The 20,015-nt window shown below is 69.9% G+C and carries 20 protein-coding genes and 1 tRNA gene; 6 read left to right on the top strand and 15 right to left on the bottom strand.

Annotated elements, in window-relative coordinates; all coding sequences use genetic code 11:
* The first annotated feature begins 66 nt into the window (after positions 1-66).
* On the top strand, positions 67-255 hold the full coding sequence (locus tag OHU89_RS29540) for a helix-turn-helix transcriptional regulator (protein ID WP_405647272.1): 189 nt from the start codon (positions 67-69) through the stop codon (positions 253-255).
* Between the two features lie 63 nt (positions 256-318).
* Entirely contained in the window at positions 319-1,731 is a 1,413-nt protein-coding gene (locus tag OHU89_RS29535; RefSeq protein ID WP_405647270.1) for a tyrosine-type recombinase/integrase, read from the top strand.
* Positions 1,732-1,865: 134 nt separating this feature from the next.
* Here the strand turns inward: OHU89_RS29535 and OHU89_RS29530 are convergent.
* A tRNA-Tyr gene (locus OHU89_RS29530) sits at positions 1,866-1,947 on the bottom strand.
* A 224-nt stretch (positions 1,948-2,171) separates the two neighbouring features.
* Here OHU89_RS29530 and OHU89_RS29525 point away from each other — a divergent pair.
* The gene (locus OHU89_RS29525) at positions 2,172-2,660 is read left to right on the top strand and encodes a YajQ family cyclic di-GMP-binding protein (protein ID WP_266888997.1); all 489 of its coding nucleotides are present in this window, start codon (positions 2,172-2,174) and stop codon (positions 2,658-2,660) included.
* 118 nt (positions 2,661-2,778) lie between these two features.
* Here the strand turns inward: OHU89_RS29525 and OHU89_RS29520 are convergent, their stop codons facing one another.
* Positions 2,779-3,045 carry a GlsB/YeaQ/YmgE family stress response membrane protein gene (locus tag OHU89_RS29520; RefSeq protein WP_046262857.1) on the bottom strand — a complete coding sequence of 89 codons (267 nt, stop codon included), beginning with the start codon at positions 3,043-3,045 and terminating at the stop codon, positions 2,779-2,781.
* A 190-nt stretch (positions 3,046-3,235) separates the two neighbouring features.
* On the opposite strand from OHU89_RS29520, the gene OHU89_RS29515 reads away from it, so the two are divergent.
* A complete protein-coding gene (locus OHU89_RS29515; RefSeq protein WP_405647268.1) occupies positions 3,236-4,486 on the top strand; it encodes an APC family permease in 1,251 nt (416 codons plus the stop codon).
* 75 nt (positions 4,487-4,561) lie between these two features.
* Here the strand turns inward: OHU89_RS29515 and OHU89_RS29510 are convergent, their stop codons facing one another.
* The 13 genes from OHU89_RS29510 to OHU89_RS29450 all read right to left on the bottom strand — a co-directional run bounded on the left by OHU89_RS29510 (position 4,562) and on the right by OHU89_RS29450 (position 16,804).
* Positions 4,562-4,726, bottom strand: a complete 165-nt coding sequence (locus OHU89_RS29510) for a hypothetical protein (protein ID WP_405647265.1) — start codon at positions 4,724-4,726, stop codon at positions 4,562-4,564.
* Positions 4,727-4,817: 91 nt separating this feature from the next.
* A complete protein-coding gene (locus OHU89_RS29505; RefSeq protein ID WP_266823342.1) occupies positions 4,818-5,213 on the bottom strand; it encodes a YccF domain-containing protein in 396 nt (131 codons plus the stop codon).
* The gene (gene htpX, locus OHU89_RS29500; RefSeq protein ID WP_365412124.1) at positions 5,210-6,073 is read right to left on the bottom strand and encodes a zinc metalloprotease HtpX; all 864 of its coding nucleotides are present in this window, start codon (positions 6,071-6,073) and stop codon (positions 5,210-5,212) included. The genes OHU89_RS29505 and htpX overlap by 4 nt, the downstream gene beginning before the upstream one ends.
* Positions 6,074-6,258: 185 nt before the next feature.
* Positions 6,259-7,791 carry an NADH-quinone oxidoreductase subunit N gene (locus tag OHU89_RS29495; RefSeq protein WP_405647263.1) on the bottom strand — a complete coding sequence of 511 codons (1,533 nt, stop codon included), beginning with the start codon at positions 7,789-7,791 and terminating at the stop codon, positions 6,259-6,261.
* On the bottom strand, positions 7,788-9,362 hold the full coding sequence (locus OHU89_RS29490; protein WP_405647262.1) for an NADH-quinone oxidoreductase subunit M: 1,575 nt from the start codon (positions 9,360-9,362) through the stop codon (positions 7,788-7,790). The genes OHU89_RS29495 and OHU89_RS29490 overlap by 4 nt, the downstream gene beginning before the upstream one ends.
* Before the next feature lie 6 nt (positions 9,363-9,368).
* Positions 9,369-11,363, bottom strand: coding sequence for an NADH-quinone oxidoreductase subunit L (locus tag OHU89_RS29485; protein ID WP_405647260.1), 1,995 nt, complete (start codon positions 11,361-11,363; stop codon positions 9,369-9,371).
* Entirely contained in the window at positions 11,360-11,743 is a 384-nt protein-coding gene (nuoK, locus tag OHU89_RS29480; protein WP_046262863.1) for an NADH-quinone oxidoreductase subunit NuoK, read from the bottom strand. Before nuoK ends, OHU89_RS29485 begins: the two co-directional genes overlap by 4 nt.
* A complete protein-coding gene (locus OHU89_RS29475) occupies positions 11,743-12,543 on the bottom strand; it encodes an NADH-quinone oxidoreductase subunit J (RefSeq protein ID WP_405647258.1) in 801 nt (266 codons plus the stop codon). Before OHU89_RS29475 ends, nuoK begins: the two co-directional genes overlap by 1 nt.
* On the bottom strand, positions 12,540-13,157 hold the full coding sequence (locus tag OHU89_RS29470; protein WP_405647256.1) for a NuoI/complex I 23 kDa subunit family protein: 618 nt from the start codon (positions 13,155-13,157) through the stop codon (positions 12,540-12,542). The genes OHU89_RS29475 and OHU89_RS29470 overlap by 4 nt, the downstream gene beginning before the upstream one ends.
* The gene (locus OHU89_RS29465; RefSeq protein ID WP_405647254.1) at positions 13,157-14,125 is read right to left on the bottom strand and encodes an NADH-quinone oxidoreductase subunit H; all 969 of its coding nucleotides are present in this window, start codon (positions 14,123-14,125) and stop codon (positions 13,157-13,159) included. The genes OHU89_RS29470 and OHU89_RS29465 overlap by 1 nt, the downstream gene beginning before the upstream one ends.
* The gene (locus OHU89_RS29460) at positions 14,122-15,687 is read right to left on the bottom strand and encodes an NADH-quinone oxidoreductase subunit C (protein ID WP_405647252.1); all 1,566 of its coding nucleotides are present in this window, start codon (positions 15,685-15,687) and stop codon (positions 14,122-14,124) included. Before OHU89_RS29460 ends, OHU89_RS29465 begins: the two co-directional genes overlap by 4 nt.
* Complete coding sequence (locus tag OHU89_RS29455) at positions 15,684-16,406, bottom strand: NADH-quinone oxidoreductase subunit B (RefSeq protein ID WP_405647250.1); 723 nt, start codon at positions 16,404-16,406, stop codon at positions 15,684-15,686. The genes OHU89_RS29460 and OHU89_RS29455 overlap by 4 nt, the downstream gene beginning before the upstream one ends.
* Positions 16,397-16,804, bottom strand: a complete 408-nt coding sequence (locus tag OHU89_RS29450; RefSeq protein WP_266889009.1) for an NADH-quinone oxidoreductase subunit A — start codon at positions 16,802-16,804, stop codon at positions 16,397-16,399. The genes OHU89_RS29455 and OHU89_RS29450 overlap by 10 nt, the downstream gene beginning before the upstream one ends.
* Positions 16,805-17,008: 204 nt before the next feature.
* On the opposite strand from OHU89_RS29450, the gene OHU89_RS29445 reads away from it, so the two are divergent.
* Positions 17,009-18,214 carry a sensor histidine kinase gene (locus OHU89_RS29445; RefSeq protein WP_266889010.1) on the top strand — a complete coding sequence of 402 codons (1,206 nt, stop codon included), beginning with the start codon at positions 17,009-17,011 and terminating at the stop codon, positions 18,212-18,214.
* 149 nt (positions 18,215-18,363) lie between these two features.
* Positions 18,364-19,710 (top strand): sensor histidine kinase, encoded by a 1,347-nt coding sequence (locus OHU89_RS29440; RefSeq protein WP_266889011.1) that lies wholly within the window; start codon positions 18,364-18,366, stop codon positions 19,708-19,710.
* Positions 19,711-20,015: the final 305 nt, after the last annotated feature.

The raw sequence follows: 20,015 nt of genomic DNA, 5'->3' as shown, positions 1-20,015 counted from the left end.
CGCTACTCAGAGGAATGTGAATCCAACTTCCCTGTCCTTCCCGACACTTCCCCGAGGAGCCAAGGAATGGCCCGCCCCGACATGCTCAAGCTTCCCGAAGTGCTCACCGAGATCAAGATGAGCCGCGCTGCCTTCTACCGCATGCGCGCCCGCGGCCAAGCTCCCCGCATCCGCAAGCTCCCCAACGGCCAAGTACGCGTCAGCCGCACCGACCTTGACGCCTGGTGGGAGCGCTGCGGAGAACGCGTCGCCTGACGAGTCCACCTTCACCTCAAGCCCGCCCCGTTCGGGGCGGGCTCTTTTACTGCTCGGAGAGCCATGCCCGTCACCTATGACGTCCGGATCTACAGCATCGAAACCCGCCGCGACCGCCCCAAGCCTTACCGCGTCCGGTGGCTGGTAGGCCCCCAGAAGCATTCCAAGAGCTACACAGTCAAAGCCCAGGCTGACGGCCGTCGCTCGGAGCTGATGACCGCCCTGCGCAAGGGCGAGCAGTTCGACGTGGAAACGGGCCTGCCTGCCTCCGAACTCCGCGCGCTGAACGGCTCCGTGACCTGGTACGAGCACACGCGCGCGTACATCGACCGCAGGTGGGACAAGCTCCCCGCCAAGTCGCGCCGCAACGACGCCGACGCCCTGGCCACCATCACCCCCGCACTCGTGAAGACAACCGTCGGGCAACCCTCTCCCCGCGTACTCCGCACCGCCCTGTACGGCTGGGCATACAACAAGAGCCGCTGGTCCCAGGAACACCCCAGCGACGTCACGAACGCGCTCCGCTGGCTGGAGAAGAACTCCCTCCCCATAGCCGCTCTGGAAGACCCCGCCACGCTCCGACTGGCGCTGGACGCCCTCTCGACACTGCTCAACGGCTCCCCCGCCGGCGCGCGCACGGCACGGCGAAAAAGGGCGTGCCTCAGCGACGTCTTGGGGCTCGCGGTCGAACGGCGTTACTTCAGCGTTCCGGTCAACCCGCTGTCCACCGTGAAGTGGTCGGCGCCGAAGTCGACCGAAGAGGTCGACCCCGCGAGCGTCGCCAACCCTCGCCAGGTGCGTGCTCTGCTTGAGGGCGTACGAGGGCAGGGCGAACGGGGCGCTCACCTTGAAGCGTTCTTCGGGTGCCTGTACTACGCCGCCATGCGCCCCGCCGAAGCGGTTGGACTGACCGCGTCCCAGTGCCACTTGCCGAAGAGAGGATGGGGCAAGCTCATCCTTCGCGGCGGCATCGTCCACGCCGGCCGCGACTGGACGGACGACGGCCGGGCCCACCAAGACCGCCACCTCAAGGCACGCGCGCAACGAGACTCGCGCGTGGTGCCCATCCCTCCCCATTTCGTCGCCATGCTCCGCTGGCACATCGAGCGCTACGGTACGGCTCCGGACGGCCGCCTGTTCCGCACGAACCGTGGCGGTGTGATTCAAGACACGGGATACGGCGAAGTGTGGGCAAGCGCACGAGGCAACGCGTTGACGCCGGAACAAGCGGCATCGCCGCTCGCACGGCGGCCGTACGACCTCCGGTGCGCCGGAGTCTCGTTCTGGCTCTACAGCGGAGTCGACCCGATGGAAGTCGCTCGACGAGCCGGACACTCAGTCGCCGTGCTGCTGCGCGTCTACGCCAAGGTTCTGGCGCAAGCTCAAGAGCGGGCGAACCTTCAGATTGAGGCTGGCCTGCGGGAATGGGACGGGAACGGCCAGTCCCCCGGGGGACGCCTGGGGGACACGCGCTGATCAGGCTTGGGTCACACCCGAGACCAGGTGAGACAAGCCACGCATTTCGACCCTCGTTCGCATGGCGCCGTTCGAATACGAAGAGACCCCCTCCATACTGCGTTTCCGCAGTTCGGAGGGGGTCTACCTTCATGTGGCGGCGCCAGGATTCGAACCTGGGAAGGCTGAGCCGGCAGATTTACAGTCTGCTCCCTTTGGCCGCTCGGGCACACCGCCGGGGTTTGCTGCCCTTCGAACCGTCTTTCGGCGGTGCTCCGTGGCAACGACGTAAACAATACCCGATGTGGAGGGGTGCTTCGCCACCCGATTGATCAGCGCTCCGGGGGCCTGGGGTGACTAGGCTTGTCCGGATGCGGCCCGGGGACTGTACCGGGCTCGGCGGCTGCCCCACTACGCCGATACGCACCCGATACGCCCCCCGATACAAGGAGCCACAGGACATGGCCGACTCCAGTTTCGACATCGTCTCGAAGGTCGAGCGGCAGGAGGTCGACAACGCCCTCAACCAGACCGCCAAGGAGATCTCCCAGCGCTACGACTTCAAGGGCGTGGGCGCCTCGATCTCGTGGTCCGGCGAAAAGATCCTCATGGAGGCGAACTCCGAGGACCGGGTGAACGCTGTCCTCGACGTCTTCCAGTCCAAGCTGATCAAGCGCGGGATCTCGCTGAAGGCGCTGGACGCCGGTGAGCCGCAGCTGTCCGGCAAGGAGTACAAGATCTTCGCGTCGATCGAGGAGGGCATCTCCCAGGAGAACGCGAAGAAGGTGGCGAAGATCATCCGTGACGAGGGTCCGAAGGGTGTGAAGGCCCAGGTCCAGGGCGACGAGCTGCGTGTCAGCTCGAAGAGCCGTGACGACCTGCAGACCATCATCTCCCTGCTGAAGGGCAAGGACCTCGACTTCGCCGTCCAGTTCGTGAACTACCGGTGAGCAACGCCTGATTCGGTCGCGCAAGGAAGCGCGCGGAAGTACGCGGCACTACGAGGAAGGGTGGGCACCTGGCCGGTGCCCACCCTTCTCGCCTGCTGGCTGCGGTTCGGGGGTGTGCTCAGTTGCGCGAGTTGCCGAACAGGATGCGGTAGCCGATCAGGAGGACGAGTGAGCCTCCGATCGCGGCCGCCCAGGTGGTGCCGTCGTAGAAGTTCTTGGTGACCGGGTGGTCCAGCCAGCGGGCCGATATCCAGCCGCCGATGAACGCACCCGTGATGCCGATGAGGGTCGTACCGATGAAGCCGCCCGGGTCGCGGCCCGGCAGCAGGAACTTGGCGATGGCCCCGGCCAGAAGTCCCAGGATGATCCAACCGATGATGCTCATGCCCTGAATCTGCCCTTTCGCGCTGTGCCCGCACTGTCCCGGCCCTGTGATTCTCGTCCCGGCCGACTGTGCGCTCACGGGTTGTGCGTGGTGCGTTCATCGCCTGGCGGCGGCACTTGTTCGTGCCGGGTTACTCAAGAGGACGTCACGGATGCACCCGGTGGTTGCACTGATCAGTAGGGTGCGGCGCATGACACCCTCTGGTTCCCCCTCCGAGCTGCGACGCACCCTGGGCGTGGGAGACGCCGTGGTCATCGGGCTCGGCTCCATGGTCGGGGCCGGCATCTTCGCCGCCCTGGCACCCGCGGCCCGCGCGGCCGGGTCCGGGCTGCTGCTCGGGCTCGCGGTCGCCGCCGTGGTCGCCTACTGCAACGCCACCTCGTCGGCACGGCTGGCCGCTCTCTATCCCGCCTCCGGCGGCACGTATGTGTACGGGCGCGAGCGGCTCGGTCCGTTCTGGGGTTATCTGGCGGGCTGGTCGTTCGTGGTCGGGAAGACGGCCTCCTGTGCGGCGATGGCGCTCACCGTGGGCGCGTACGTCTGGCCGGAGCAGGCGCACGCCGTGGCGGTCGCGGCCGTAGTGGCGCTGACCGCGGTGAACTACGGCGGGGTCCAGAAGTCCGCCTGGCTGACGCGGGGAATCGTGGCAGTCGTACTCGCTGTCCTCGCCTCCGTGGTGGTCGTGTGTCTGGGATCCGGGACGTCCGAGGCCGGGCGGCTGGGCAGCGGGGCCTCAGGTGGCCTGGGCGGGGTGCTTCAGGCCGCCGGTCTATTGTTCTTCGCGTTCGCCGGGTACGCCCGGATCGCGACCCTCGGGGAAGAGGTACGGGATCCCGCGCGCACCATCCCGCGTGCGATCCCGCTGGCTCTGGGCATCGCATTGGGCGTGTACGCGTGTGTGGCGGTGGCCGTCCTTTCTGTGCTTGGAGCGGAGGAGCTGGGTCAGGCGGGCGCGCCGCTGGCCGATGCGGTGCGGGCAGCAGGCGTGCCGGGGTTGGTGCCGGTTGTGCGGGTGGGTGCTGCCGTGGCTGCGCTGGGCTCGTTGCTCGCCCTGATCCTGGGTGTCTCTCGGACGACACTGGCCATGGCCCGTGACCGTCATCTGCCCGGCGCGCTGGCGGCCGTGCATCCGCGATTCCAGGTGCCGCACCGGGCGGAGCTGGCCGTGGGCGCGGTGGTCGCGGTTCTTGCCGCCACGGTGGATGTGCGGGGCGCGATCGGGTTCTCCTCCTTCGGTGTGCTGGCGTACTACGCGGTGGCCAACGCCTCGGCCTGGACGCTCGGTTCCGCTCCGACGGCGCGGGTAGTGCCGGCGGTGGGGCTGCTCGGGTGTGTGGTGCTGGCGTTCGCGCTGCCGGGGGTTTCGGTCGCCGTGGGCGCGGGTGTGCTGGTGGTGGGTGTGGTGGCGTACGGCGTACGGCGGTGGATGGCGGCGCGGTGAAGCGGCGTACGCCGACGGATGAGGCGGTGGCCCTCGCCGAGGCAGCACTTGGCGCCCGCCTACGCCAAGTCCCCGTCAGGCCGCGTGTATACGGATGCCGGAACCCGCGAGCTGCTGGACGGACATGTCCGCACGGCGAAGGCCGGTGCCGTCATGGGACTCGGGGGAAGTGCGGGCCCACGGGCGGGTGCTACGAATCCCGGCATTCCCCTGTGCCCGCAACTGCTCGTTCGCGGTCATGAGTTCATGATGCGGGCCGGCACTGACAATCGGGCGGGCCTGTGGACAACTGTCGGGCTGTGGAAAACCCTGTGCCGTACCGGCGCTCCGCCTACCAGCGCGAGGAGAACGGCTGGTCGGTCGACACGATCTCGCGACCCAGCGGAAGCAGCGAGACCGGGATCAGCTTGAAGTTGGCGATGCCGAACGGGATGCCGATGATCGTGACGCACAGAGCGATGCCGGTGACGATGTGGGCCAGGGCCAGCCACCAGCCCGCGAGGACCAGCCACAGGACGTTGCCGACGCAGGAGGGGGCGCCGGCGTCACGGCGTTCGACCGTCGTGTACCCGAAGGGCCACAGGGCGTAGACGCCGATTCGGAAAGCAGCAATGCCGAATGGGATGCCGATGATCGTGATGCACAGCAGCACACCGGCGAGCAGATAGCCGAGGAACAGCCAGAAGCCGCTCAGGACGAGCCATATGACGTTCAGGATGGTTTTCACTGGTGGCGACCTGCCATCTTTTCGAGGCGAGCAATGCGGTCCGCCATCGGCGGGTGCGTGGAGAACATCTTCGAGAATCCCTGGCCCGGGCGGAAGGGGTTCGCGATCATCATGTGGCTCGCGGTCTCGATACGCGGCTCCGGGGGCAGCGGAAGCTGCTTGGTGCCCATCTCGAGCTTGTGCAGCGCGCTGGCCAGGGCCAGGGGGTCGCCGGTCAGCTGGGCGCCGGACGCGTCGGCCTCGTACTCCCGGGAGCGGCTGACGGCCAGTTGGATGAGGGTCGCGGCGAGCGGGCCCAGGATCATGATGAGCAGCATGCCGAGGATGCCGGGGCCGTCGTCGTCGTTGGAGCGGCCGATGGGAATCAGCCAGGCGAAGTTGACCAGGAACATGATCACGGAGGCGAGGGCTCCGGCGACGGACGAGATCAGGATGTCGCGGTTGTAGACATGGCTGAGCTCGTGGCCGATCACGCCGCGCAGTTCGCGCTCGTCGAGGATGCGCAGGATGCCTTCTGTGCAGCAGACGGCGGCGTTGCGCGGATTGCGGCCCGTCGCGAAGGCGTTCGGGGCCTCCGTCGGGGAGATGTACAGGCGCGGCATGGGTTGGCGGGCCTGGGTGGAGAGTTCGCGGACCATGCGGTAGAGCGCAGGGGCCTCGAACTCGCTGACCGGGCGGGCGCGCATCGCGCGTAGCGCCAACTTGTCGCTGTTCCAGTACGCGTACGCGTTGGTCCCCAGGGCGATCAGGACCGCGACCACGAGCCCCATACGGCCGAAAAAGCTGCCGATGACGATGATGAGTGCGGACAGTCCCCCGAGGAGTACTGCGGTCCTGAGCCCGTTGTGCCGGCGGTGCACGGTACGCCCTCCAAATCGTGCAGCAGGGGAACCCTTTGCTTGCTGAACAGCGGTCCTTCTGGTGTCACCACCAGTGGACCCTCCTGTTCTGGTCAACGCCAGGCGAGAGCAGCTAGTTCCCTTGTGCGTGCGGAGGCGGGCGTGGGCCGTCCGGGTGAGGGCTCGGAAGTTGTCCGGCCGTGGGCTCAGAAGAGTCCGGTGTTGGTGAAGCGCAGGATCAGCTGGGGCGCGCCCGACAGGGCGATTCCGAGAACGCCGGTGAGGGCGATCGCCGCGGTGAGCGGGGCCGGGATCCGGTGCCGTACGGGTTCGCCTTCGGGAGCGCGGAACAGCAGGGCCGTCCACTGGAGGTAGTAGAACAGCGCGATCACGACGTTGGCGGCCATGACCACGGCGAGCCAGCCGAGGCCCGCGTCGACGGCCGCGGAGAAGACGGTGACCTTCGCGAAGAGGCCGATGATGCCCGGCGGCAGTCCGGCGAGGCAGAGCAGGAAGAAGGCCAGGAGGAGGGCGGCCAGGGGGTTCGAGGCGTACAGGCCGCGGTAGTCGGTGAGACGGTTGAGGGCTCTCGTACGGCCCACCAGGGCGGCCACCGCGAAGGCGCCGAGGTTCACGGCGGCGTACATGAGGGCGTAGGCGACGGTGGACCCGATGGAGCGCTCGGCGTCGTCGGAGTACGCGGCGGCGGCGATCGGCACGAGGAGGTAGCCGGCCTGGCCGACGGAGGACCAGGCGAGCAGCCGTACGGCGCTGTACGCACGCGTGGGCTGCTGTCGGAGGGCGCCGACATTGCCCACGGTCATCGTGAGAGCGGCCAGTGCCGCAAGTGCCGGGCCCCAGACGTCGGCGTACGACGGGAGGGCGACGACCGTGACGAGGATCAGGCCTGAGAAGCCGACCGCCTTGCCGACGACCGACAAGTAGGCGGCGATCGGGAGCGGCGCCCCTACGTAGGTGTCCGGGACCCAGAAGTGGAAGGGGACGGCGGCCGTCTTGAAGGCGAAGCCGACGAGGGTGAGGACGACGCCGGCCTGGGCGAGGGTGTGGAGTTGGCTGTCGACGTTCTGGATGCGGTCGGCGATCTGGGTGAGGTAGAGGGTGCCTGTGGAGGCGTACACGAAGCTGATGCCCATGAGGCTGACCGCGGTCGCGGTGACCGAGGACAGGAAGAACTTCAGAGCCGCTTCGGAGGACTTGCGGTCGCCGTGGCGCAGGCCGACGAGGGCGAAGGCCGGCAGGGAGGCGACCTCCAGGGCGACGATCAGGGTCGCCAGGTCCCGCGAGGCGGGCAGGAGGGCGGCGCCGGCGGCGGAGGAGAGCAGCAGGAACCAGTACTCCCCTTCGGGGAGTCCCTTGTCGGCGTCCTTGAGGGCGGTGACGGACAGGAGGGCTGTCAGCAACGCTCCCCCGAGCACCAGGAGCTGGAGGACGAGGGTGAAACGGTCCGCGGTGTAGCTGCAGACGTCGGGGGTGCCGGTCAGGCAGAAGGTGGCGCGGTCGCCGTCCAGGAGGGGCAGCAGCATCGCCGTGGAGGCAGCCAGACCCGCGACGGACAGCCAGCCGAGCAGCGCCTTCTTGTGGTCGCCTACGAAGAGGTCCGCGACGAGCACGACGAGGCCGACCACCGCCGCGATGGTGGGCGGTGCGATGGCGAGCCAGTCGACGGACTGGACGAGGTTCGCGGCCATCGGCTGGGCCATGGAGGCCAGGGAGCTCATCGGGTGCCTCCTGCGAGGAGCTGCTGTACGGCCGGGTCGGTCAGGCCGAGGAGGGCCTTCGGCCACAGGCCGGCCACGACGGTGAGGACGACGAGCGGTGTCCAGGCCGCGAACTCGTACGTGTGGACGTCGGCGAGCTTTGGGGCGTCCTGCGGCACGGCGCCCATGCAGACGCGGCGGACCACGACGAGGAGGTAGGCGGCTGTGAGGAGGGTGCCGAAGGCCGCGATCGCCATGAACGTGAGGAACGCCGGGCGGCTGAGGCCGTCTGCGGGGTCGAACGCGCCGAACAGCGCCAGCATCTCGCCCCAGAACCCGGCGAGGCCCGGCAGTCCGAGGGAGGCGACCGCGGCGAACGCGAGCAGGCCGCCGAGGCGCGGAGCCTTGCCGTACAGGGCGGCGCCGGTCTGTTCGGCGAGGGTGTCGAGGTCGGTGCTGCCCGTACGGTCCTTCAGCGCGCCGACCAGGAAGAACAGGAGGCCGGTGATGAGGCCGTGGGCGATGTTGGCGAACAGGGCGCCGTTCACACCGGTCGGGGTCATCGTGGCGATGCCGAGCAGGACGAAGCCCATGTGACCGACGGACGAGTAGGCGATGAGGCGCTTGAGGTCGCCCTTCGCGCCCTGCTTGGCGAGGGCGAGGCAGGCCAGGGATCCGTAGATGATGCCGACGACGCCGAAGGCGGCGAGGTAGGGCGCGAAGTCGCGGAAGCCGTCCGGCGCGATGGGGAGGAGGATCCGGACGAACCCGTACGTACCCATCTTCAGCATGACGCCGGCCAACAGGACCGAGCCGACGGTCGGCGCGGCGGTGTGGGCGTCGGGCAGCCAGCTGTGCAGCGGCCACATCGGGGTCTTCACCGCGAGCCCGATCCCGATCGCCAGAACCGCGATGACCTGCACAGATGAGGTGAGGAACCGGCCGTTGTCAGTGGCGAGTGCCACCATGTCGAATGTGCCCGCCTTGATCCCGATCAGGAGCAGGCCGAGCAGCATGACGACCGAACCGAGCAGCGTGTAGAGGATGAACCGCCAGGCGGCCTGGGTCCTGCCCTCACCGCCCCAGCGGGCGATGAGGAAGTACATCGGGATGAGGACCATCTCGAACGCGAGGAAGAACAGCAGCAGATCGAGGACGGCGAAGGTCGTGAGAGTGCCGGACTCGAGGACGAGCAACAGCGCGACGAATGCCTTCGGGGTCGGGCCCGCAGGCATCTTGAAGTACGAGTAGAGCGCGCAGAGGAAGGTCAGCAGCGCGGTCAGGACCAGAAGGGGGAGGGAAATGCCGTCGATGCCGAGGTGGATCCGCACGTCGAGTGCCGGGATCCAGCTGATGTCCGTCGTGGCCTGCATCTTCGACGGGTGGTCGTGGTCGAAGCCGAGCGCGAGGACGATCGCGGCGATGAGAACCACGCCGGTCACGGTCACGCCGTGCCGCAGCACCGCCTGCTCGGGCGACTTCCCCTTCAGTCCCGGCGGGGCCGGCAGGAGAGCGGCGACAGCGCCGAGGAGCGGGCCGACGACGACGAACGCCAGAAGGAACTGCATCACGGACTCGTTGATATCGATCACGCCTGCTCACGCTCCCGTGGCGACGAGGACGGCGGCGACCACCAGGACGACGGTGCCGGCGAGCAGCGCGCTCACATAGGTCTGCACATTTCCGGTCTGGGCACGCCGTACGGCCGTGCCCAGCAGTCGGGGTAGAGCGCCCGCGCCACGTACGTAGGTCTCGACGACCTCGCGGTCGAGGAATCGGACGAGGGTGGCGCCGGCCTGGACCGGGCGGACGAAGAGGGCCGAGTACACGGCGTCGAGGTGGAAGCCGACGGCCGCGTGCCGGTGCAGCGGGCCGAGCAGCAGTCGGCCCGGGTCAGCCGGGTCGGGTGCGTGGGCCACGTCTCCGTACACGGGCTCGTGGCTGGCGATGGCCTCGGCCTCGACGAGTCCGGCGTCGCCCTCCGGGTGGGCCGCGACCGCACCCATCGGGACGCGGGCGGCGAGCGCGGTGGTGTGCCGCCAGGCGGCGTAGGTGACGATGCCGCCGACCAGGGCGACGCCGGTGCCGACGACGGACGTGGTGAGGGTCGGGGCGAGGTCGTTGCCGTCGAACCAGTCCGGGAGCGCTCGGTAGGCGAGTCCGCCGACGGCGAGGGACGGGATCGCGAGAACCCACAGGACTGTGGTCATGGTGAGCGGCTGGCGGCCGTGGTCGGGAGCCTCTACACCCTGGCCGCGGAAGGCCAGCAGCCACAGGCGGGTCGCGTACGCCGCGGTGAGCAGCGCGGTGACCAGGCCGGCGACGAGGACGACCCAGCCGGCGGCGCCGGGGGCGTGCTCGGTGTGGCCGGTGGCGACGTGCTCGGCGGCGCCGAGGACGGACTCCTTGGAGAAGAAGCCGCTGAAGGGCGGGATCGCGGCGAGCGCGAGGAGCGCCACGGTCATCGTCCAGAAGGCGTCCGGCACGCGGTCGCGGAGGTGGCCCATGCGGGACATGGCGGCCAGCGAGTTGGTGCCGGCAGCGTGGATGATCACCCCGGCCGCGAGGAACAGCAGCGCCTTGAAGGCGCCGTGCGACAGGAGGTGGAAGACGGCGGCACCACGGTCGCCGACAGCGAGAGCGCCGGTCATGTAGCCGAGCTGGCCGATCGTCGAGTAGGCGAGGACGCGCTTGATGTCGTCCTGGGCGAGTGCGGCGAGCGCCGAGCCCGCCATCGTGACGGCGGCCATCACGGCGAGGACCACCATCGCGGCCTGCGAGGCCTCGAAGACCGGGAGGAGACGGGCGACGAAGTAGACACCGGCGGCGACCATGGTCGCGGCGTGGATGAGCGCGGAGACGGGCGTCGGGCCCGCCATCGCGTCCGGGAGCCAGGTGTGCAGCGGGAACTGCGCCGACTTGCCGGCCACGCCCGCCAGGAGCAGCAGGGCGATCAGGGTCGGGTGGTCGAGCCCGCCGTGCGCGACGGCGCCGAGGACCTTCGTGATGCGGAAGGAGCCGGCGTCGGTGGCGAGCGCGAACAGTCCGATCAGGAACGGGACATCGCCGAGCTTGGTGACCAGGAAGGCCTTGATGGAGGCGGCTCGGGCCTCCGGGGTCTCCCAGTAGTGGCCGACCAGGAAGTACGAGCAGATGCCCATGATCTCCCAGCCCACCAGCAGCACCATCAGGTCGCCGGAGTAGACGACGAGGAGCATCGCGGCGGTGAAGAGGGAGACGAGGGCGGCGTAGGAGGGGTAGCGCGGGTCGTCGCGCAGGTAGCCCGTCGAGTAGATCTGCACGCAGGTGGCGACGAGCCCGACGAGTACGGCGACCAGGGCGGCGAAGCCGTCGATGTGCAGGGCGAGTTCGATGGGGACCGAGCCGGTGGGCGTGAGCTCGGTGGCGGCGTTCAGGGCCTCGTCGCCGCCCTGGCGTACGGCGACCACAGCGGCCAGTACGAGGGAGGTGAGCGTCGGCAGGACGGCGAGCGGGCGGACGAAGCCGGGTGCCGTGCGGCCCAGGAGCAGGCCGACGGCTGCGCCCAGGAACGGAAGGAGGGGGACGAGGACGGCGAGGGTGGTGGTGGTCACGCGGTGGCCTCAGCCTTCTCGGCCGCGGGGGCGTCGGAGTCGTCGGCGTGGTCGGGCTCGTGGCCCTCGGCGGTGTCGCGGAGTCTGTCGATGTCCGAGGTTCCGCGGTTGCGGTGGACGGCGAGGACGATCGCCAGACCGATGCCGATCTCGGCGGCGGCGATGGCGATGGTGAACAGGGTCAGCGCCTGACCGGAGTGGAGGGTCTCCTCGGCGGTCCTGCTGAGCCAGACGTCGAAGGCGACCAGGTTGAGGTTGACGGCGTTGAGCATCAGCTCGACCGACATCAGGACCAGGATCGCGTTGCGGCGCGCGAGGACGCCGTACAGGCCGGTGCAGAACAGGAGGGCGGAGAGTACGGCGGGATAGGCGAGGTGCATCAGCGGGCGCCTTCCTGCTCGGCCGGGGTGCCGGGCTCGGCCGGGGTGGTGCGCTCGGCGGGGGCGCTGGGCTCGACCGGTTCGGTTCGCTCGACCGACCTGTTTCGCCCGATCGGGTGATTACGGGAATTCGGGGCGGATGGGGAACTACCGGTCGCGGGCCGGGAGTTCACAGGGGGAGAGCTCGACTCCGCGTTCGCCTTGCGGGACAGGACGATCGCGCCGACCAGTGCGGCGAGGAGAAGGACGGAGAGGGCCTCGAAGGGGAGGACCCAGTTCTGGAAGAGGCTCGCTCCGGTGGCCTCGGTGGAGCCGGCGGCGGGGCCGTCCAGGTCGATCCAGGTCGCGCGGAAAGCGTCGACGACGACCCACACCAGGGCGGCGGCCGAGGCGACGGCGACCGTGAGGGCTGCCCAGCGGTTGCCGGAGTCGGCGTCCGGGGAGCGGCCGATGGGTGCCCTGGTGAGCATCAGACCGAAGAGGAGGAGAACGACGACGGAACCCACGTAGATGAGGACCTGCACCCAGGCGATGAACTCCGCGGTGAGCAGGAGGTACTCGACGGCGAGACCGCCGAGGGTCACCACCAGCCACAGGGCGGCGTGCACCAGCTGCCGGGTGGTGACGGTGACGATGGCGGCGCCGAAGGTGACCAGGCCGACGAGGAGGAAGGCGATCTCGACGCCGGTCGGCGAGAGGAAGCCGTGGGTTTCGGTGGCGGCGGCGATGACGGTGTCGTGAGCCTGGGTCAGCGTGGCGTGCGCAGTGGTGGCCGTGGCGGTGGCTGCGGCGAAGGTCATGACGCACCTCCCTCGGGTGCCGTCGGCCCGGTCGACTGCCCGGACCGGGGCTCGGTCGGTTCGGCCTGGGCCGCTGCCAGTTTCTCGGCGGTCTTGCGGGCGGCCGCGATCTCCTTCGGCTCCTCGGCCGCGGGGTCGAGGGCCGGCGGGGCCGGGACGGTCCACATCCACTCGCGGAGCTTGTCGCGTTCGTGGGTGAGTTCGCGGATGTCGGTCTCGGCGTACTCGAACTCCGGGGACCAGAACAGGGCGTCGAAAGGACAGACCTCGATGCAGATACCGCAGTACATGCACAGGGAGAAGTCGATGGCGAAGCGGTCGAGGACGTTGCGGCTGCGCTCACGGCCGCCGGGGGCGGCCGCCGGCACCGTCTCCTTGTGGGAGTCGATGTAGATGCACCAGTCCGGGCACTCCCGGGCGCACAGCATGCAGACCGTGCAGTTCTCCTCGAACAGGCCGATGACACCGCGGGTGCGGGGCGGGAGGTCGGGCTGAACGTCGGGGTACTGCTCGGTGACGGTCTTCTTCGTCATCGTCCGGAGGGTGACGGCCAGGCCCTTGGCGAGGCCGGCGCCGGGAAACCGGGACCGGGTGGGCGGGAGCGACTCAGCCATCAGGAGATCACCACCTTGACGATGCCGGTGAGGGCGATCTGAGCGAGGGAGAGGGGGATGAGGAGGGTCCAGGCGAGCTTCTGGAGCTGGTCCTCGCGCAGGCGGGGATAGGTCACACGCAGCCAGATGACGAGGAAGGCGAGGATCGCGGCCTTCAGCAGGGTCCAGACCCAGCCGAGGCCGTCGGCACCCCAAGGGCCGTGCCAGCCGCCCAGGAAGAGGACCGTGGTCAGGCCGCACAGGACGACGATGCCGGCGTACTCGGCGAGCAGGAACAGAGCGAAGCGGAGACCGGTGTACTCGGTGTACGCGCCGAAGATGATCTCCGAGTCGGCGACCGGCATGTCGAAGGGCGGGCGCTGGAGTTCGGCGAGGCCGGCGACGAAGAAGACGATCGCGCCGACGATCTGCCAGGGCAGCCACCACCACTCGAAGGCGTCGACGATGCCGGGGAGGGAGACCGTGCCGGCCGCCATCGCGACGGAGGCGGCGGTCAGGAGCATCGGGAGTTCGTAGGCGAGGAGTTGGGCGGCGGTGCGGAGACCGCCGAGGAGGGAGAACTTGTTGGCGCTGGCCCAGCCGGCCATGAGTGAACCGAGGACGCCCACGCCCATGACGGCCAGGACGAAGAAGACACCGGCGTCGATGACCTCGCCGACGGCACCCTCGCCGGGGCCGATGGGGATGGCGAGGAGGACCAGGAGGTAGGGCAGGAGGGCGACTGCGGGGGCGAGTTGGAAGATACGGCGGTCCGCGCCCGCGGGTACGACGTCTTCCTTCTGCACGAACTTCACGCCGTCCGCGACGAGTTGGGCCCAGCCGTGGAAGCCGCCGGCGTACATGGGGCCGAGGCGGCCCTGCATGTGAGCCATGACCTTGTGTTCGGTCTGGCCGACGATCAGGGGGAAGGTGAGGAAGACGACGAAGACGATCAGGAGTCGCAGGGCGACGTCGAGAGCGTCGTTCACTGCGGGCCTCCTGCGGGGTTCTCGGGAGTTGCGGGGTCTTCGGGCGCTTCAGGGTCTTCGGGCTTTACGGAGGTTCCCGGGGGTTCTTCGGGGGTGGGGGCGGAGTCGGCCTCGGGGGCTGGAGCGGGAACGGGGGTGGGGGCCACGGTGGGCGGGGCCTCCGGCTCAGCCATCGACTCCGGGCGGGGCTTCGGCTCCGGTTCCGGCTCCGGCTCCGGCTCCGGGCGCGGTTTGGCCTCGGGCTTTCGGTCGGTTGGCGGCTCGTCGAAGGCCGGGCGGGCGTGGTGCCAAGGGGCGTCGGGGCTGCGGGGTGGCGTGGCGGGCTTCGGGGGTGTGGCCTCGGCGTTCGAGGTGTCCTCGGTCGGGGCGGGCGATGACGGGGCGTCGGGCGTGGCCAGTTGGCTCGCCGATCCGTCTGAGGCGCTGCGGGACCGGCGTGGGCCGGAGGGGGCGGTGCCCGGTCCGGGGTGCTGGGACGCTGAACCCTCGCTCGCGCTTCGCGCACGACGGGGTCCGGCTGGCGTGCCGGTGCCCGACGGAGCGTCGTCGGTGTCCGGGGCAGGGGGCTCGGGGGTGGCGGCGGTCTGGCCGGCGGATCCCTCCGCAGCGGTACGAGCGCGGCGCGGCCCGGCCGCCGTACCCGAAGGCGCGGGTGTCTCCGTCTGGCTTGCCGAGCCCTCAGCTGCCGTTGCCCCGCCCTGGCTCGCCGGGTCCTCCGCCGCCGTACCAGCGCCAGGTGGCCCAGTCGTCGGCGCACCCGACGACGAGGGTGTCTCCGTCTGGCTCGCTGAGCCCTCCGCCGCAGTGCGGGAACGGCTCGGCGCGGCAGCCGGAGGCGCGGCCCCCTCCGCCTGACTCGCCGAACCCGCTGCCGCGGTGCGAGCTCGACGTACCGGACGTTCGCCGGCCGCTCGGGCGGGACGTTCTCCCGCTGCCCCGGTTCCCGCCGCTCGGGCTCCGGCGGCTCGGGCGGGGCGGGTCGGGGCTGGGGGGAGTTGGCCTTTCAGGGGGCCCCATTCGTTCGGGTCGGGGACGCCTGGGGGGAGCATCTGGCGGCGTTTGGGGCCGCCGTGTTCGGACTCGCCCGGTTCCTTGGCGCCGGGCCAGGCCTTGGCGACCCGGGCTGCCAGGACGAAGTCCTTGCGCAGGGGGTGGCCCTCGAAGTTCTCGGGGAGGAGGAGGTGGTCCAGGGCGGGGTGGCCCTCGAAGACGACGCCGAACATTTCGTGCGTCTCGCGTTCGTGCCAGGCCGCGCCCGCGAACACGTCCACGGCGCTGGGCAGGGTCGGGGACTCGTGCGGGACGGTGGTGCGCAGCAGCAGGCGGCGTACCGGCGACAGCGCCGCGACGTGTACGGCGACGCGGAAGCCCGTGCCCGGCTCGTCGACCGCGCTCAGCCAGTCGAAGTAGGTGCAACCCAGTTCGTCGCGTGCCGTCTCCAGCGCCGTGATCCAGGACGCCGGCGGCACGTCCACGGTCAGGACCTCGTACGACTCCTCGGCCGTGGCCTCCGCGCCGAAGAGTTCCTCGGCGGGGGCGGGCAGCCAGCCGACCGCGGTCATCGTTCCTCCCGGGAGGCCGGACCGTCGGACGAATCGGAAGCCGAGCCCGAGGCGGGGCCGGACGTCGCGCCCGGGGCCGGATCAGAAGCCGTACCTGAAGCGGAGCCCGAATCCGACCCAGCCGCCGTCCCCGAGGCCGCCCCCGGCCCCCGTACCAACCCGCTCTGCAGCGCAGCCGTCGACGCCCGCCCCCCGGTCACCCCGTACCGCTCCCCCAGCGACTCGCGGGCGATCTTCTCCTGGAGTTTGAGGATTCCCTGGAGCAGGGCCTCGGGGCGGGGTGGGCAGCCGGGGACGTAGACGTCGACCGGGATGATCTGGTCGACGCCCTTCGTCACGGAGTACGAGTCCCAGTAAGGGCCGCCGCAGTTGGAGCAGGCGCCGAAGGAGATGACGTACTTGGGCTCCGGCATCTGCTCGTAGAGGCGTTTGACCGCCGGGGCCATCTTGTCGGTGACCGTGCCGGAGACGACCATGAGGTCCGCCTGGCGGGGGCCCGGGGCGAAGGGGATCACGCCGAGGCGGATGAAGTCGTGGCGGGCCATCGACGCGGCGATGAACTCGATCGCACAGCAGGCGAGGCCGAAGTTGAAGACCCAGAGCGAGTAGCGGCGGCCCCAGTTGAGGACCACCTTCATCGGCTCGGGGGCGAGGCGGGCCAGGGCGCCCAGCCGTTTCGGCTCGGGGAGCAGCACCGGTTCCGAGGGGGTCACGTCCATGTCAGGACGCCCTTCTTGTATGCGTACAGCAGACCCACGGCCAGGAAGCCGAGGAAGATGAACATCTCTACGAGCGTGGCCGCGCCATAGCCGGGGGCGGCGAAGACCGTGGCCCACGGGAACAGGAAGATCGAGTCGACGGCGAAGATGACGTAGAGGAAGGCGTAGACGTAGTAGCGGACCTGGGTGTGGGCCCAGCCCTCGCCGACGGGGTCGACGCCGCATTCGTACGTCAGGAGCTTCTCGGGGGTCGGGACGACGGGGCGCAGCAGGCGGCCCGCGCCGAAGGCCACGGCGACGAACAGCACGCCGACGACGGCGAGCAGTCCGACGACCGAGTACGACTGGAAGTAGTCCGACGCAACGACGACGGTCGACCCGACGGTCTGTTCCGGCACGTCCGACCCCTCGCTCCCTGTGAACACACCGAAGATCGCTGGACACCCGCTGTTCGACGATCTGTACGCACGGGAGTCTAGGGCCTGCTAAAGAGACCGTAAGCAGCCCGTCACGGCTGAACCTGCCGGGGTGGGGTTTTCCCCAGGGGATCGCGGCGGCCCGCCTCATGGCGCCGCGGCGCGTCGCGCGGCACGCTAGCCCATATGACCGAACGCCCCAGATACTCCCCGGAACGGAAAGCCGAGGCCACCGCGCCGCTTCCGCCCGTCCGGTTCGCCTACGACGCGCACACCTGGAAGGAGATCACGCATCTCCTCGTCAACCTTCCGGTGGCGTTGCTCGGGTTCGTCTATGTGACGACAGTGCTGTTCACCGGCTTCATGCTGACGGTGACCGTGATCGGGTTCCCCGTGCTCGCGGCCGGGCTGATGGGCGCGCGGAAGCTGGGTGCGATGGAGCGGGCGCGGGCCCGGAAGCTGCTCGGGGTGCGCATCGACGAGCCGAGTCCGCTGCCGTTGAAGACCAGTAACTCGGGCTTCTTCCAGCAGCTGTGGATGATGCTGAAGGACCCGGTGGGCTGGCGCACGATCCTGTACGACTTCATCCGGCTGCCCTGGGGCATCCTCACCTTCACCATCACGCTGACCTCGCTGTTCGTGCTGTGGCCGGTGCTGCCGTTCATCGCGCGGGGCCTCGCCAACGCCGACCGGGCGATGGTGCGCGGACTGCTGTCTCCCTCCGACGAGTTGGAGCGGCGGATCGCCGAACTGGAGTCGGACCGGGGGGTCGTGGTGGACGCGGCCGCGTCCGATCTGCGGCGCATCGAGCGCGATCTGCACGACGGGGCACAGGCCCGGCTGGTCAATCTGGCGATGGGGCTGGGTCTGGCGAAGGAGAAGCTGCTGGAGGATCCCGAGTACGCGGCGGCGATGGTCTCGGAGGCGCACGGCGAGGTGAAGCTCGCGCTCCAGGAGCTGCGGGACCTGGCGCGGGGCATCCATCCCGCCGTACTCACCGACCGCGGGCTCGATGCCGCCTTGTCCTCCGTCGCCTCGCGCTGCACGGTGCCGGTGAAGGTGACGGCCGATCTGAACGCCAGACCGGCCGCGGCCATCGAGGGCATCGCCTACTTCACGGTGTCCGAGCTGCTGCAGAACGTCAGCAAGCACAGCGGGGCGAGGACCGCGTCCGTCGACGTGTGGCGCACGGAGGACCGGCTGCTCATCCAGGTGTGGGACGACGGCCGCGGCGGCGCCCGCCTCGACGGCGGCACCGGTATGCAGGGCCTCGCGGAACGTCTCAACGCCGTCGACGGCCTGTTCGTCATCGACTCCCCGCCGGGCGGTCCTACGACGGTGACGGCGGAGCTGCCGTGGCGGGACCGGTCGTTCGACACCGGCCGCAGGTGACGCAGGTCAGGCCAGGGTAGGGAAAACCCCCCTCCCAAGACGCCGACGGACTCCATGGTCCGCCGACCTGCGGCCCAGCAGGGTGGAGGTACTACAGCGACACGACACTCCAGGCACCCCGGGCGGGGGACGAGAGAAGGACGACGCCGATGGCCACGGACTACGGACAGAGCTACGGGTTCCTCGACGAGGGGACGCGGCGGCGCCGGCTGCCGACGGGGCTGCGGGCGCCGTTCGAGGGGCGCGCCTGGCGGGAGTTCGGATATGTGCTGCTGGGCCTGCCGATCAGCATCGTGCTGTTCACGTACGCCGTCACGATGGTGGCGGTCGGCGCCGGGCTGCTGGTGACGTTCCTCGGGATTCCGGTCATGGCGGCGGGGCTGGCCGGGTGCCGGGGGTTCGGGGCGCTGGAGCGGGCGCGGGCGCGGGGGTTGCTGGAGCTCGATGTCGCCGATCCGGAGCCGCTCCGGATGCGGGGGAACGGGTTTCTGGCGTGGATGGGGGCCGTGCTGAAGAGCGGCACGTCCTGGCGGACGCTGCTGTACTCGGTGATCCATCTGCCGTGGGCGGTGTTCTCGTTCGTCGTCGCCGTGAACTTCTGGGCGTACGGGTGGGCGCTGCTGACGTATCCGCTGTGGTTCTGGCTCTTTCCGGTGTACGGCGGTCAGGACGGGCTTCAGCTGTACGGCGACGAGACCCACCACATCTATCTCGACAACCCGTTCGAGATCGGGGTGACCGCGCTGGTGGGGCTGCTGTTCACGCTGGCCACGCCGTGGATCGTGCGGGCGCTGACGATGGTGGACCGGGTGATGGTGCACGGGCTGCTCGGGCCGTCCCGGCTGGCCACGCGGGTGGTGGAGCTGGAGTCCGACCGGGGGGTCGTGGTGGATACGGCGGCGGCGGATCTGCGGCGCATCGAGCGCGATCTGCACGACGGGGCGCAGGCTCGGCTCGTCGCGCTGGCGATGGATCTGGGGCTGGCGAAGGAGAAGCTCACGGAGGACCCGGAGGCCGCGGCCCGGATGGTGGACGAGGCGCACGGTGAGGTGAAGACGGCGCTGCAGGAGCTGCGGGATCTGGCGCGCGGGATTCATCCGGCGGTGCTGACGGATCGCGGGCTGGATGCGGCGTTGTCATCGGTGGCGTCGCGGTGCACGGTGCCGGTGCAGGTGGAGGTGGATCTTCCGGCGCGGCCTGCGCCGGCGATCGAGGGGATCGCGTACTTCACGGTGTCGGAGCTGCTGCAGAACATCAGCAAGCATTCGCGGGCGACGTGGGCGGCCGTGGATGTGTGGCGGGTCGAGAACCGGTTGATGCTGCAGGTCGTGGACAACGGGGTGGGGGGTGCCGATACGGCTGCGGGGTCCGGGCTGGGTGGGCTGGCGGAGCGGCTGGGTGCGGTGGACGGGATTCTGGTGGTGGATTCGCCGGTGGGCGGGCCTACGCGGGTCACGGCGGAGTTGCCTTGGCGGGGGGAGCGGGCGTTGGGGTGAGCGGGCGCCCAGGTGAGGGCGGCGGGGAGCTATTTCGCCCCCGCCGCCCTCACCCGTTCCCGTCCCCAGGGGCGCTGCCCCTTCGACCCCGTCCATGGGGGCTGCGCCCCCAGACCCCCGACGGCCCTTGACGGGCCTCGTCCTCGAACGCCGGACGGGCTGAAAGACACGGACCCGCCCGTGAGCGGGTCGACGGCGTCGGGGAGGTACGCGGCGCCCTTCTCTCCTCCGGTCCCGCCCCCGTCTCGATCGCCCGCATGGGCCTTTCCCCTCGATATCGGCACCGGATGATCGACAACAGGCCT

Source organism: Streptomyces sp. NBC_00019 (assembly GCF_045041015.1).
Classification (GTDB): Bacteria; Actinomycetota; Actinomycetes; order Streptomycetales; family Streptomycetaceae; genus Streptomyces.
This window is presented reverse-complemented; position numbering and strand designations above follow the sequence as displayed.